This window comes from Coleofasciculus sp. A1-SPW-01 (assembly GCF_040217205.1).
In the GTDB taxonomy this organism is placed as follows: Bacteria; Cyanobacteriota; Cyanobacteriia; order Cyanobacteriales; family Coleofasciculaceae; genus Coleofasciculus; species Coleofasciculus chthonoplastes_A.
In genome coordinates this window covers 1-15,637 of record NZ_JAVJNP010000153.1, presented here as the reverse complement: position 1 = coordinate 15,637, position 15,637 = coordinate 1, and the positions used below count along the sequence as shown (strand labels likewise).

General features: G+C 47.9%; 7 protein-coding genes. 3 read left to right on the top strand and 4 right to left on the bottom strand.

Going from position 1 to position 15,637, the window contains the following annotated elements; translation table 11 throughout:
- Positions 1–216: 216 nt before the first annotated feature.
- The gene (locus tag RH949_RS23310; protein ID WP_446356499.1) at positions 217–5,988 is read right to left on the bottom strand and encodes a translocation/assembly module TamB domain-containing protein; all 5,772 of its coding nucleotides are present in this window, start codon (positions 5,986–5,988) and stop codon (positions 217–219) included.
- A gap of 386 nt (positions 5,989–6,374) precedes the next feature.
- On the opposite strand from RH949_RS23310, the gene RH949_RS23305 reads away from it, so the two are divergent.
- Complete coding sequence (locus RH949_RS23305; RefSeq protein WP_006098794.1) at positions 6,375–6,605, top strand: hypothetical protein; 231 nt, start codon at positions 6,375–6,377, stop codon at positions 6,603–6,605.
- A 206-nt stretch (positions 6,606–6,811) separates the two neighbouring features.
- On the opposite strand, the gene RH949_RS23300 is transcribed toward RH949_RS23305, so the two are convergent.
- On the bottom strand, positions 6,812–7,387 hold the full coding sequence (locus tag RH949_RS23300) for a Uma2 family endonuclease (protein WP_006098807.1): 576 nt from the start codon (positions 7,385–7,387) through the stop codon (positions 6,812–6,814).
- Positions 7,388–7,907: 520 nt separating this feature from the next.
- Between RH949_RS23300 and RH949_RS23295 the strand changes: the two genes are divergently transcribed.
- Both RH949_RS23295 and RH949_RS23290 read left to right on the top strand, forming a co-directional pair.
- A complete protein-coding gene (locus RH949_RS23295; protein ID WP_446356496.1) occupies positions 7,908–12,953 on the top strand; it encodes a WD40 domain-containing protein in 5,046 nt (1,681 codons plus the stop codon).
- A 267-nt stretch (positions 12,954–13,220) separates the two neighbouring features.
- Positions 13,221–14,306: a DUF3616 domain-containing protein gene (locus RH949_RS23290; protein ID WP_446356494.1), complete on the top strand. Its 1,086-nt coding sequence runs from the start codon at positions 13,221–13,223 to the stop codon at positions 14,304–14,306.
- 81 nt (positions 14,307–14,387) lie between these two features.
- Here the strand turns inward: RH949_RS23290 and RH949_RS23285 are convergent, their stop codons facing one another.
- Positions 14,388–14,690 carry a DUF1830 domain-containing protein gene (locus RH949_RS23285; RefSeq protein ID WP_232231638.1) on the bottom strand — a complete coding sequence of 101 codons (303 nt, stop codon included), beginning with the start codon at positions 14,688–14,690 and terminating at the stop codon, positions 14,388–14,390.
- Between the two features lie 223 nt (positions 14,691–14,913).
- Positions 14,914–15,303, bottom strand: a complete 390-nt coding sequence (locus RH949_RS23280) for a hypothetical protein (protein ID WP_006098970.1) — start codon at positions 15,301–15,303, stop codon at positions 14,914–14,916.
- Positions 15,304–15,637 lie beyond the last annotated feature (334 nt).

The window sequence follows — 15,637 nt, the reverse complement described above, 5'->3', positions numbered from 1 at the left end:
AACGAAAAATAGGGCGTTTCGGCTTTTAGAAGTTAGCTTGACCGAACAAAATGCTGTACGGTTTTCCCCCCTTGTCTTCTTTCCATCCTTGTCCTCCTTGTCTTGTCCCCACCTAAGAGTAAAAAACCTACACCTGTCAGCTGCTCCCCCCGCTCTCCCTGCTTTTAGCCCTTAAGTTGACACCAATGCGGTAAAACCCGCCCCTACACCCTCGCGCTAAAATCGCCGCCGATATTCAATAATCGCCCGACTATCCCCGGAAAAATCAGTCCCCCCCCGCAATAACACATTATCATTCAGCCGATAACGCAGATTGTATTGGAACGGTTCCCCAGTGGTTAACTCCTTCAACACCGACACCGAGAAATTTTGCGTGATATCAACCCCCGCCTCAGCCGCAAATCCCAAACTCGAAGCCCGTTCTTCATCATCAGGAATAATCGTCGGAAATAGACGAAACTCACTCAACGGTAACGCATCCGCAATAAAATTACCCACAGGTCCCAAAACCGCTGAACCCGCCAAATTCGCTAACCCCAACGTACTATTCCCTCGCCCTAACGTATCCACAAATCCCCCACCCAACATCGCCACAATTTCCGCTTCGCTGCGTGCAGGTGTACTTGTCAATTCCAACCGATCCTCCAGTTGAGACGCCGGTCCTTCCACCTGGGCGACAACCCGAACCGTTTGCACCGCGCCCAACTCAAAATCAGGTACATCAGCAATTTCGGCAGTCTGGGCGTTTGTCGGGAGTCGCCGTTGGGTCGCTTCGGCAACTGATGTGACTAAACGTACATTTAAATAGGGATCAAGTCCTTGACCGGGAATAAATTCTGCCGTGTTTTCATGCCCCCGCGCCAACCGGAATTGAGTGGTAAATAAATTCACCTGACCCCGCGTTAACTGAATCACCCCATCGGGTCTCAAATCTTCTAAGGTTCCATTCACTATTAGAGTCCCTTCGGCAAGGAAATTCAAAATTGGTGCCTTTCTAATTTGAATATCTTCCACCAGGGTAATTTTTAAGTCATTAAACTCGAAAACAATACCCTCCTCCGTATTACCCCCAGTTCCTACAGCAGTTCCCGCACTGCCATCTTGCTCAGGTAGTGGTACAGTACCATCAACTAAGTTAATTTCACCACCAATCGTGGGATTCAATGCTGTCCCAGTCAACACCACCTGACTTTGTTGGATCTGACCTCGATATAGGGCTTTCAGGTTAATTGCTAGTTCCCCAATATTTACGGTGAGTGGATTTGGCTGAGGAATGGGCTGGGAGATGGGCAGGGTTCCCGCTGCCGTAATTTGACCGCCACCATAGTTCGCCGTCAAGCTATTCACATCAACCCGGTCAAAGTTGAACTCAATTTCCCCCGTCACATCAGTCAGCGGTTCGGGTAGGGCTTGGGAGGCGATTGTTGCCCCTTCTACGATCGCAGTTCCCTGTGCCCTCACTCCTCTCGGACGACCTTCTTCTTGATCAAAGCTGCCTTGAATATCCAAATTCACGCTTCCGGTTCCCCCCCTCCAGACAACTTGCTGGCGGGTAAGGATATTTAATAAAGCCAACCCCTCGTCTTCCACATTCACACTCAGGCGGAGTACCTCACTCTCTGGGGCGATCGCGTCGGGAACGGGTAATTGGTAAGGGATACTCCCCTGAACCACCAATTGAGGTTCACCCTCGTCTGTGGGTATACTTTCGGCTAAGAACCGCAATCGGGCATCACTGTAACTGAAACTTCCCTGCAAGGTTTCAATCGCTTCTTGATTCAGCGTCGCATCGGTTACCGTCACTGATCCTCTGGCTTGGGGATTCGCTAAACTCCCCGAAAGCGTCGCCGTGGCGTCCAGACTCCCACTAATCGGACCGATCGCAGGCGGTAAATCCACCACGTCTCGGATTAGGGCGATGGGGAAGTTTTCTAGGCGTAACTGACCCGATTGGGTTTCGCCACCGATAGCCCCGGAAAATGTAGCAAAACTCTCTCCCGATCGCAAGGTAACCGGAAGCAGCGTCAGTACCCCCTCTTGGAAGCTGCCTTGAAGCGTTGCCTGATTAACCTGATAATCACCCCATTCCCAGTCTTGTCCCTCGATGTCAAATTTGGCATTAATTCCCGATGCCAACGAGCCACTAATCCGTACCGTACCGCTAAAGGTGCCATCTAACTCCTCTAAATCCGGCAGAATCTCTGCTTCTTCCTCCGCCTGTTGCCGTTGTCGCAGCAGGGTTTCAATTTCCGAGAGACGGCGCAGTTGAGTTTGCAGTTTTGCTTGGGGCATTCCCACTTGGGCGATATCCAAGGGTGCGGTGGGGGTAGTGGGTGGTGTTGTGGTCAAGTCGATTAACTGTAAGCCCGCGACTAGGGTTTCTAGTTGCCCCTGTTCAATATTCAGCGTCCCTTGAAATTCAGGTCCCGTGGGCGTTTGGGTAATTCGACCCGATAGGCTATACAGATTTTCCCCTGGTGCAGCTTCCCCTGGCAAACGACTGCCAAAAATGGGACCGGTTAATTCCACTTGGTCTAACGCCACGTCAAAGGTATTCAAATTAATTGCTACTTCCCCAGAAATATCACCCACCAAGGGTTGAGTCTCCAGGGCGACAGGCACCGGGGCGATATCTTTAATCAAGGCGATGGGAATATTTTCTGTATTCACCCGTAGCACATTACCCTGGCGCGTCCCAGTGGCGATCGCATCCCCGCGACGAATGTTAAAGGAAACAGGAAGATAATCGGGTCCCAGGGCTAATTCAATCTGATCTGTCTCACCTTGTAGATCTAAGTCTACGCCCTCTCCCGGTATAAACGTCACTGAACCAGCGAGTTCCTCTTCAAAGGTCAACCCACTGACGGCAAAGTCCTCCAGTTCTAAATTCCCCTGAACACGAGGATTCGTCACTGTCCCGGCAATTGTACCCGTAAAATCCGCCAATCCCGCCACATCCACATCCGCTGCGGCTGGGGGTAAATACGCCGAAAGTTCGGTTAACTCTAAATTATTTGCCGCCACATCTAGGTTAAAATTCCCCACCGCCCCAATTCCCTGATCCAACTGGGCGGGATTCACGCCAATAAACCCACTAGCAGACAGTCCCTCGGCGGTCAACTGTTGCAGGTCTATACCTTGACCTGTCCAGCGAAATGTGGTATTCACAGGACGGTCAATTAAAGCAAATCCTTGACTAAATCGCAGTTGACCCGCCGCCGTTAGCGATCGCGCGATCGCTTCCGGGGTTAATGTCTCTAAACTGGTGGAGACATCCACATTGCCGCTTAAGGTTCCCGATAACTGTTCCCCAAACCGTGCCAATTCAATCCCTTGAGGGTTTAGCTTTGCTTGTAGCGTCCCATTATTTAACAGTACCCCCGTCGCCCTCACCGTACCCCCAGCCACGGCTAATCTGCCCTGACCTTGGGCTTGAATCTGATCCAGTGCTACCTTCTCAAGAGACCCTGACAGGTCAAAATTTCCCGCCAACACCCCAGCAAATTGGGGCGGTAATTCCGGTGCTAACCTTGCCAACTCCAGCCCCGCTGCTTGCACATCTGCCTGCCAACGTCCGGCGGCGAGATTAATATCCCTTGCCCGGACAACACCCCCTGCCAGGTTAATTAAAGCATTCCCATCCCCCCGAATCGTTTCCAGCGCTAACTGATCCAGACTCCCGGACAGATTCATGATTCCGGTTAAATTCCCCGACAATTGCGACGGTAGCTGAGGCACAACCCCCGCCAATCCCACCCGATTCGCCGCCACTGTAGCTTGCCAACGACCGGCATTTACATCCAAATTTGACACCTGAACGGTTCCCCCACCCACATTCAGTTGTCCTTCACCGGCTACATTAATCGCTGATGGGGAAAACTCATCTAAGGAACCCGACGCCACAAACGTACCACTAAACGGCGACTCCAGTTGAGGCGGTAATTGAGGCGCAAATTCTGCCAACTGAATCCGATTCGCGTCTATCCGGGCTTGCCAACGCCCCTTGTCCAGAGTCACCTCCTCCAGATTAATCCGTCCCCCAGCCGCTGTCAGCGCCACTTGACCAATCCCACTAATCCCGGAAACAGACGGATCTGCCAGAGAACCAGACAGGGCAAACGTGGCGTTAATTGGTTCTTGTAGGGCGTCCGGAATTTGCGGGGCTAACTCTCCCAATTGCACCCCATTAGCATCAACATTAGCCCGCCAGCGCCCTTGAGACAGTTGGATATTCTCGACGCCAATCGTTCCCCCCGCCAGACTCAGGCGTCCCTTACCCTGGGCGCGAATCTGGGATAAGGCAAACTGATCCAAAGGGGTTGATAGGGTAAACTGACCCGCTACCGTCCCCTGAAATTGCGATGGTACATCCGCGAGTTGGGACAGTTCCACCCCTTGGGCTTGGACTAAGGCGGTGAGACGATTATCCAGAACTTGCAGATTTGTCGCGGTGACTGTACCCCCAGCCGCTTGCACCGTCGCCCTTCCCGTGGCGCGGATGTTTTGGGGATTATCTAAGGGACCGAAAATTTTGGCGGTTCCGGAGAGGTTACCAACGGGAATCGGTAGGGTGGTGTTGTAAGTTTTTGCTAGTGCTGTGGTTGGCAGGTTATTGGCTTGCAAGTTAAATTGCAATCCTCCCTTTTCCCCCAGTTCAATCACACCTTCTCCAGTAATTTTGCCACCGATGGCGGGTTGGGCTTGCAGGTTGCGAACGGCGAGGCGGGTGGGATCTTGCGGTTGGGCGGGTGTAGTGAGGGTAAAATCGGTACTGATCGTGCTGAAGGTGACGCGATCAATCTGAGTCGGTTTCGTGGTAACGGCTTCTCCCTTCACTAGGGGTTGGGTCAACGAACCTGTGACTAGCAGGGCGGCTTTGACTTCTCCGGACAGGGGAACGGGCGTTTCTTCGAGATTAAAGGTTTGTAAAACGGTCTTGATTTGTACCGCTTGGGTTTGGGCGGTGAGATTAAATCCTGTCTCTAGATCCACACTACCATTAGCCGTGACGGGAATTTGCCCGAATTGGGTGGTTACATCTTCTAAGCGAATGGTTGTCTCTTTGAAGCGTAATCGCCCATTGGTATTGGCAAAGGCTTGGGGGAGTTGGGGAACTTGGGCGGTTACGTTGTTGAGGGTGGCGTTTCCCAGAAACTGGAGGGGTTGATCGGGTTTAATCGTGATTTCTAAGTCCCCACCAACATTACCCGCATTCACGTCTAGGGGTAGGGGAATCAGGCGATCTAGGGTACTAGCCTTGACATTTTGCCCATCAACTTGTAAGTGGGTGGCGCTAGTGGGAAAGAGGTGTTCGCCCTGTAGGTTAAAGGTTCCACCACTCGCGATTTCACCTTGGACATCGAAGCGAATGATGTCATTGTCTTGTAAGAATTGACTACTCCCCTGGGGAATTGCGATCGCGACGGGGGATTGCGGTTTGCCTTCCGTTGATCGAGGCACAAGCACCACCTCGGCATTCCGCACCCCTAACTGTTGTAAATCTACCTCAATTGGACCGGGTTCTCCTTGCTCTTTAAGTTCCAAGGGCATCCATGATCCATCGACAGCTTGTTCGATATAGACATCGGGTTCAATTAGGGTAACGTTTAATTCTAACCGACGGTCGAATATAAGGGGAAGTAAATCATACTGAACTTCCACTGCTTCAATCGAGGCGCGATCGGGTTCGGTATCCGTAGGGGGTAAGGCGGCGCTATCAAAGCGCAACCCAGTCAGGGAAAAGCGTTCAACCTCGCCAATTTCCACGGGGCGTTGCAGGAGTTGGGTGAGGTTTCTCGCCACCAAGGGTGCCAACATCTGTTGGATAAAATACCACGCAAAACCCATCCCCCCAGCGATTCCCACCAGCAGGATGATACTGATCCCAATTAACCAACGCCGACGTCGCGATCGCCGAGGCGGTGGAGATTCCGGTTGTTCATTGGAATTGGATTCCGGTTCGTTACTGGGAGGGGGTACATTGGTCATAGTCCTTAATTCACGCCGGGAAAGAGGAGGCGGTTAGGTTGCTGGGTGAGTGCGATCGCTAGCTAATGTCAGTCAGGGAAGGCTTAGTTTTTTACTATAGACGGATACTAGAATACGCCAATTCCCCCCATAGGGGTAGATGACTAAGTGCAGTCAAGGGAAGCTGGGGGAGCTGTTAGCCTTATTTCTGCCTTACGTCAGTTCTGCTGTCTTGTCATCAAAACCTGAGAATGTCAGGATTTGTAAATTTATTCCTCCAGAAATAGACGAGTATTACCGCAAAAAAGTATCATTAGATACAGAAATAGAATCTACCTGAGAGTTTTGACTCAGATCAGTGCAGTGGATCGGTGGGTAGGTTGCGGTAATCACATTGATATAATCTTATGGATGTCGAGACAGCGATCGATTGGGATGAAGCCTTTGAATATCTACCCGGTTCTCTGGTGGAATTGAAAGCACAACCAGGAACCACACATCGTATTGACTTTTATGAACCCATGATGGTTCCCCCGATCTGGTTAGTGGATGATCCACGTCCCCGCTATCCCCATGAGTTAAGGATCGTATCACGCCTGAATGAGCGGGTTTGTTCATTAGAGTCTCAAGCCGTTTAAGCACAGAAGGCTCTAAGGTAGTGTAGGGGCGGGTTTTACCGTTACCTGTGGCGACAAACCCCCTAATTCAATAAACCCGCCCTGCTCCCAACCATTAATGTTTATAATCCAGTTGGTGTAGGCTCTAGGTAAGTGGGTCGAGTTCCGTGAATTCTCTTCGCCTAGGCTTATTGAGGGCTAAAGCCCTTACTACAAACTAAGAATTTTCACCAAAGAGAACGTAAATCCAGGGTAAATCCTGGTAACACCTCTTCTCCAGAAAGAGTATCTGGAGCCTCTAAAATTTCAACAGCTTGCTGGGGACGATAAATTTCTACTCGCCTCTGTTCCGGCGCAATTAACCAGCCCAAACGGGTGCCATTCTCGATATATTCCTTCATTTTATCTTGGGTGGCTTTTAACGTATCGGAAGGAGACATCAATTCCACAACAAAATCGGGGCAAATTGGTGGAAACTTTGTTCGTTGTTCTGGAGACAAAGCATCCCACCGTTCCTGTCTAACCCAAGCTAAATCCGGAGAACGATTAGCGCCATTAGGAAGTTTAAAGCAGGTAGAGGAGTCAAACCCAACCCCTAATCGAGTTTGGCGATTCCATATCCCGAAATCAATGACAAGTTCAAAGTTTTGATTCCCGGTTTCTCCGCCAGTGGGGGGCATAATAATTAATTCTCCGTGGGAATTGCGTTCAAATTTCAGATCAGGATTAGCCCGACATAATTGATAAAATTGGTCATCGGTTAGCTGAATAACTGGGTTAAAATCTATCGTATACGCCGTCATTTTCGTTTTACCTGTTAACTCAAATTAATTGGATTCATCCCCTATCCTCGGTCATGCTCTGACGCCGCCTACATTTAGACTGGGGCGAGTCGAGTTAGGTTAATTCTCATACCTCCACATTTAAGCAGCGACTCGCCCCTACAATTGTGATCATGTCAATTTCTCTGAATCATCCGTTTGGTCAAATTAATAATCGGTAGGGGCGACCCGCTTGCATTACTTAATAATACCCGTCTATTCAATTTACTCGGGTCGCCCTTACTCAGGTCGCCCATTGCACATTTGCCTATATTTTAAATGGGTTGGGTTATAGCCGTCAAAGGAACCTCGATCGCACCTTAACCCTCAATACATTTAACGCCAAGATATCCCCTATTCGGATAACCCACCGAAGCAAACGTTGTTCTTTCCGGTCGTGATGTATCACACTAAAAGAAGAAAGTCAAGTTCACTGCTGTTTTACCCTGTCGTCCAGTTGCCATCAATCCCACGCGGGACGAACCAGGAACAACGTTTCCCAATGATTGAAACCAAACAACCCGAAGACGTTACCAACTATAATCAGAGTTCATTGAACGCCCTCGATCGCGCGATCGCCTTTTCTCAGGGTGAGTTCTCCCTTGTCTTAGTGCGCTGTAATTACAAGCGTTTGCAGAAACGTATATTACACCAACTGCACGAACGCGCTCAAGGTCGATATCAAATACAGGAATTAGTTCTCCCCGAATCCGTCACCACCCTTTACACCACGATTCAGAATTATGTGGACAGGAATTATAGAGAAGCTGGGGAAGCTGGGGGAGCAGAGGGAGCTGGGGAAGCTGGGAGAGAAGAAATTAAAATTAGAGCTAATCCGAGCTTTATTGATCCCCCTCCCGCCTTAATTATCCTGGGATTAGAATCCGTGGAAGCGTTGGAGGATTTACTCACCTCCACCAACCAAGTGCGGGATGAATTTCGCAAACGCTTACCCTTCCCCCTAGTCTTATGGGTGAATGACGAAGTATTGCACAAACTCGTCCGTTCTGCCCCTGATTTTAGCAGTTGGGCGGCGACTCCAATTAAGTTTGAAATTGCTACCGATGAACTCCTCGATTTGCTGCAACAAAAAGCAGACTCTCTATTTAAAACTGTATTAAAAGGAACTCCGGGACGATATGCGCCGTGGCGTATCTGTACCCACCATGCCAATCTCAATTTAGCCACAGGATGTCGCTCCCGCGCCGAACTTGACTGCGCCCTCCATGACTTAGAACAGCGCCAAGAAACTATTACGCCGGAACTAGAAGCCAGTCTGCAATTTGTTTTAGGGCAATATGATTATGCCAATGATTATATCGATGCCGCCGTTATCCGTTATCAAAAAAGCCTTTGGTATTGGCGCGTCACCAATAACTTAGAACGTCAAGGCGTTCTCCTATTTCATTTAGGCTTATGTTATTGTCGGAATGCAGACTTGCATCGGGCGCAACGACATCGCAACTGGGAAGAAGCTTGGCCCTATCTACAGCAAGCGGTTGAGGCGTTTGAACGGGCGGAACGTCCGGATTTAGTGGCGCAGTTTATTACTCAACAGGCGGAAGTGTTGCAACATTTGGAAGGCTGGGACTCCCTGCAACACGTCGCCCAACAGTGCTTACAGGTACATCAACACTATGGTTCCCCCGTCCAACTGGCGCAAGATTACGGCTTTTTAGCCGAAGTCGCCCTCGTGAAACGGCGCTGGAATGATGCCAATCACTGGGCACGGCAAGCCCTCTCCCGGTTAGAATCGGTCTCGGATCAACTTCAAGACTACCAAGGCTTACATCCCTATCTATTGACTCAACTCTATCAACTCATCGTTGTCAAATCCTATCATCAGTTGCGTCAATCGGCAGAAGCCACCCAGCACCTGAACCGGGCGAGTCAAGACTTAGCGGATGCCATTGCCAAAAGCGATTATCTCTACGAACCCCAACGTTACTTATATCTGCTGGAAAGCCTACGGCGGCTGTACTTCGAGCAACACCGTTATTTAGAAGCCTTTCAGATTAAACAAGAACAAGGGGCAGTCGAACAACTCTATGGATTTCGTGCCTTCATTGGTGCGGCTCGTCTCCAGCCTCGACGAGCCGTATCTAATCCTACCTTAAGCCCAGTCGAACAGCAAGAAATTGTGGCACAAGAAATTGCCGCATCCGGGCGTCAACAGGATGTACAACGTTTAATTGAACGGTTAAGTCGAGCGGATTGTCAATTGACGGTGATTCATGGACCTTCTGGCGTCGGTAAGAGTTCCATCGTTTCCGCTGGCTTAGTTCCTGCCCTCAAGCATAGAGCATTAGGCGATCGCTTAGTGTTACCTGTGGTACTGCAAGTGTACACTGATTGGATTAAGGAACTGGATAAAGGCGTCAGAACTGCCCTGTCTGGGTTAACCCCGTCTAAATCTGAGCCGTATACCCCCTCAGAAAGCCTAGGTGAGGAAGATTCTGATCAAGCCATTCTCAACCAACTGCTGGCACTGTTACGAGATAACGCCGATCGCAATATCTTAACCGTGTTAATCTTTGACCAGTTTGAGGAATTTTTCCTGGGACATGCTTCTCCCCAGCAAACGCGCTTATTTCATCAGTTTTTCCAGACTTGTTTAGATCTCTCCTTTGTCAAAGTTATTATTTCCATTCGCGAAGACTTTTTACACTACTTATTAGACTTCGAGAAACTGAATCTAGAGGCAATCGACAATAATATATTAGATCGCAAAAATCGTTATCCGTTAGGTAACTTTTCCCGTCCCGATGCCCGGGCGGTGATCCAAAGCCTCACCGAACGCGCCCATTTTTACCTAGAACCTGCCTTAATTGATGCCTTAGTCCAAGATTTAGGTCGAGAACTGGGAGAAGTTCGTCCAATTGAATTGCAAGTGGTGGGGGCGCAGCTACAAGCTGAAAATATCACCACGCTGGCACAATATCGACAACGGGGACCCGTGGAAAAGCTGGCGGAACGTTTCCTGGAAAAAGCCCTAAAAGATTGTGGCGCAGAAAACGAACAGGCGGCTTGGCTAGTTTTGCAACTTCTCACCGATGAAAATAATAATCGTCCCTTAAAAACCCGTGCTGAATTAGTCATTGAATCGGATATTGACGCCCAGCCACTGGATTTAATCTTAGAAATATTAGAGAAATCCGGCTTAGTCTTCCTGTTACCCGAAATTCCCACCCATCGCTATCAACTGGTTCACGATTACCTGGTAGAATTTATCCGCCAAAACGAACAAAACAGCCTGCGAAAAGAACTGGAAGAACTGCGGCAAAAAGATAAAGAGAGTCAAAATAAGATCCAACAACTGATTCGGGAAAAAAGCCTGCGGTCTAAATTATCAGCGGCGACGAAAAAACATGCGGCTGCGGTGGAAAAGCAACAGCAAGCCGAGGGGAAATTGAATCAAGTTCTACGACGCCGTTTGCAAGAAGCCCGAATTGCGGGCGTGACGTTAGCTACCCTGGCGGTGATTGCCGTCGGACTGGTATTTCGGGCAGTATTTAGTGAAACCAATGCCCGATTAATTGCCCTGAATGCTTCAGCCGAAGCCTTGGTTGCGTCCAACCGTAAATTTGACGCTTTACTGAAAAGTTTATCCGCTGCTAAAGAATTAAAACAGGCCCTAGGCGTGACGCAAGAAACCCGGATGCGGGTGATTTCTACATTGCAACAGGTGGTATATGGCGTGAAAGAACGCAACCGTTTAACTAGACATAATGATTGGGTGAGTAGCGTTAGCTTTAGTCCCGATGGGAAATTAATTGCATCGGCGTCTAGGGATAAAACAATTCAACTGTGGAGTCAGCAAGGGGAATGGTTGAACGAAGTAGGGAGACATAATCAGGGGGTGTATGCAGTTCGCTTCAGTCCTCAGGGCGAGATATTAGCCTCGGCGAGTGAGGATAATACGATTAAACTTTGGAGTCGCGAGGGTCGATTATTAAGAACCTTAACTGGACATGGCGATCGCGTCCACAGTATCAGCTTTAGTCCCGATGGTCAACGGCTTGTCTCTGCCAGTGAAGATAATACAATTAAACTCTGGCGTATTGACGACGGAAAGCTACTGAAAACCCTTTCCGGTCATAATCATTGGGTGTTAGATGTAAGTTTTTCTGCCAATGGTCAGTTGATTGCATCCGCCAGTCGTGATAAAACGATTAAACTTTGGCAATCGGATGGTACATTACTCGAAACCTTAACCGCCCACAATCAACCTGTACTCGACATCAGTTTTAGTCCCGATGGACAATATCTAGTCTCTGCTAGTGCAGATAAAACTGTCAAACTGTGGCGAACTGATGGCAGATTACTCAACACCCTATCCGGACATCAAGATGCTGTAATTGCCGTTACTTATAGTCCAGATGGTCAGATGATAGCGTCTGGAAGTGACGACAATACGATTAAACTCTGGCGTCCCGATGGTACATTAATTGACACATTACAGGGACATGGTAAAGCGATTCTGGGATTAGGATTCAGTCCCAATGGCAAAATCTTGGCATCTGCTAGTGCTGATAATACCATCAAACTCTGGCAAGTTGAGGGAGGAATGTTGCAACCGATTCCTGGACATAGCCAACCCATCAGCAGTGTCAGTTTTTCCGCCAATGGTCAGAGAATTGCTACCGCTAGCTGGGATAATACAGTGAAACTTTGGACTCGTCAGGGGCAATTGTTAAAAACAATTGCCGCACATCAAGATTCGGTTAATAGTGTTAGTTTTTCAGACAACGGTGAAACCCTAGCCACAGGCAGTGACGATAAGACAATTAAACTCTGGAATCCAGATGGAACCTGGCAGAAAACCCTGTCCGGACATAAGGATGGAGTAACCAGTGTTAATTTTAGTCCCGATGGTCAGCGACTCGTATCTAGTAGCGCGGATAAAACAGTAAAACTATGGCAAATTGATGGCAAATTGGAGAAAACCTTAAGCGGTCATCAGGGAACAGTGTGGGGCGTAAGTTTTAGTCCTGATGGGTCTTTTATTGCTTCAGCCTCTGACGATAAAATGGTAAAACTTTGGAGTCGTAACGGCAGGTTGATCAAAACATTGAGGGGGCATACAGATTCCGTGAATTGGGTAACCTTTAGTCCCGATGGCGAGTTGATTGCTTCAGCGAGTAATGATGGAACGGTCAATCTGTGGAGTCGAGAGGGCAAATTAGTGCGTCCATTGAAGGGACATAATGGTTCAGTTAATTGGGTAACTTTTAGTCCCGATGGCAACTTTATTGCATCAGGGAGTGATGACAAAACCGTTAATCTTTGGAGTCGGCAAACCGGTCATTTAATTAACTCCTTTGTCGGTCATCAGGATGCTGTGTTTGGCGTCAGTTTCAGTCCTGATGGTAATATTTTGGCATCAGCGTCTCAAGACACGACGGTTATTTTGTGGAATTTGGATTTAGCGGATTTAGTCGAACGCAGTTGTTCTTGGTTGGAGGATTATTTACAACATCATTCAGAATCGCCAACGATTAATGATGCCAATCCCCAGGATTTTCGGGCATTGTGTGAGGGGAGATAAGTAGGGGGTGCTGAATAAGTCTTGTGGGGAAGCTGGGGAAGCAAGGGTACATTTTTCCTGATAGTGGTACAAGGGTTTTGATGAGTTTTATTCTCTTTCCTGGAAGATGAGCCAATGTCATTCTTGTAAAACAAGGAGATCAAATCATGGTCTTAATTTCGCCCAATAAAAGTATAGGATTGGACTCCGATGTAGTAAAATGTAGCCTGTAGAGATATTGCTGGCAACGTTTCTACCATCTTTAATTTCCCCAATCAGTTCCCGATTATGTCTAATCCCTTTTTACTCAGCCGCGTCCTTTTACAGTTTAATTCGTCAGACGAAGACCTGATTAACGAACTCTCAGCCGCCACATTTACACCGGATGGTAGTTTGTGGCTGGGTTCTGATGAAGGGATAAATGTGGAACGCCTCTCGCTGATCGAACCTTGTGTTTTTGGCAATCACCAATCCTATTGTCTAGCCGATTTCATCGAATTGTTTAATCAAGATGATGAAATTGATATTGAAGGAATTGATTATGCCGACAATTATCTTTGGATCACGGGTTCCCACAGCACCAAACGCGGCAAACCCAAGGGGAAAAACGTAGAAAAAGATATCCAACGCCTTGCCACGATTAAAACCGATGTGAATCGATATTTACTTGCTCGTATTCCTATCGTGAATGGCGAATTATTAAAGGTATCTTCTCTCCCGGATAATCCAGAGGAAAAATTGACCGCCGCCTGTCTGCAAAAGACAGAGGCGAGTAATATTCTCATGGATGCCTTAATCGATGATAGTCACTTAGGTCCCTTTGTTACCCATCCCTTACCCAGTAAGGATAATGGCTTAGATATCGAAGGATTGGCGGTGCGAGGCGATCGCGTATTTTTGGGTTGTCGGGGTCCGGTTCTCCGGGGTTGGGCAGTTATCCTAGAAATCAAAGTGGCTGAATCTGCACCCGGTATCTTAACCCTAGAGAACATTGGGGACAACGGGAAACGCTATCTCAAGCACTTTATCGATCTCAATGGTTTAGGAGTGCGGGAACTCTGTTGGCAAGGAGACGATTTGCTGATTCTGGCTGGACCAACAATGGATTTAGAAGGGGCTATCCGTGTATTCAGCCTCAAATCTATTTTAGACCGTTCAGCCGATAGTATAACGGCGCAAGCCTCCGGAGAGTTAGAACGCCTATTTGACTTACCCTTTATTCCCGGATGCGATCGCGCCGAAGGTTTAGCCTTGTTTCCCTGCTTAGGAGAATCGGATGCGCTATTAATGGTTTATGATTCCCCTAATCCTATTCGCCAAATTGAACCAAGTGCGATTTACGGAGACGTTTTTAGTGGAAAAATTTTCAGTTAATCGGGCTAAATACGTTAAGATACTCGCTAATTCAAGTTAGTTTAGGTCAAAGCTAGTTATAGAATTAGGATGTTCTGGCAATCAAGCAATTTGATGCCATAACGTTTCCTGAACTTGACTCTTCTCTTCTCGGACTTTTAGATAACTACAGGGAATACTATCGATTAACGTCATTGCGGTTTCCCCATTGCGATGAAGTTCGAGTTGAGCTTGGGGAGGGGCTTCAAAAAATAAACGTTCCTGGGGAAATATAATTCGTTCAAATTTCCAATTTGGAATATTAGCAATCCGAGCAATTAAGGTTTTGCCCGTTCCATTGATATAGTAACAAAGCATGAGATTCCGACTGTCATTGAGCCGAGAGTATAAGAGTTGAGTCATCATCAATAACCTCAGTAACGTTATCAGTTGGTCAAAAGTCTTACTCAGAAGCAGGATAAAGGATTAACAAAACGCTTTATCCCCAAGTTTGACTGACTTACGAAGACTAGCGCAGCGCGGTTTTATTATGATGTCCAGCAAATCACCCATAATAAAAAAAGCCTAAAACCCCTACTGTTACAGCATTGCTATTATGGGCAATTAACAGGACTTGATCCAGCTTATCTCATGAAAAAGCTGGGGCAAAAAGATGGGTATAGTTCCAAGGCAAGGTATAGAATTGAACATTGGGCAGGGACGCGGGAGGATGCCAGTCTGATTGAGTGTGTAGAATATACTCTATTCCCCAATGAGCATACGTTTCAACCCGCAAACGCAGTTCTAAAGAATGGTAAGGGATTTTCGTTGGCACAGAACCGTTCGCCGTTGTGTTTACCTGAGTATAGGTTTCAGGAATAGCCGCCATCACGTAGTCAACCAGTCGTTGACGTACATCGGGCTGGGCAAATAGTTCGTTGTAGGGTTCATTACCATAAACTGCCAGGGCATTGTCAATTTCTTCATTCACTAATTGCACTCCCAAGTCTACAACCCCTTTAGACAGTGATTTAGACATTGTTCATTTCCTCAACTTGATGGCTTACCTGCTGAGATCAGAATGGATCTGTTGTCTACGGAAACACTGAAATTCAAGGACATCGAGTCAAAAAGGGAAATATCCCTGTGGGTCATTGCTCGATAACCATTACTGACTTTACAGGTTAAACGTAAAAAAATTGGGGAATGACACTCAAGGTAACTTAGTGCTTTTGTGACATACTCCTACACCAACCTGAGTACAGGTATGGTGTAGGCTTCCAAGACAATCCGACTATTGTTTAGGAGACTCTTGGCTTTATTAACGACACGGGATGCCCCTCCGCGCCGGAACAATACAAAAGTCTGTTCGT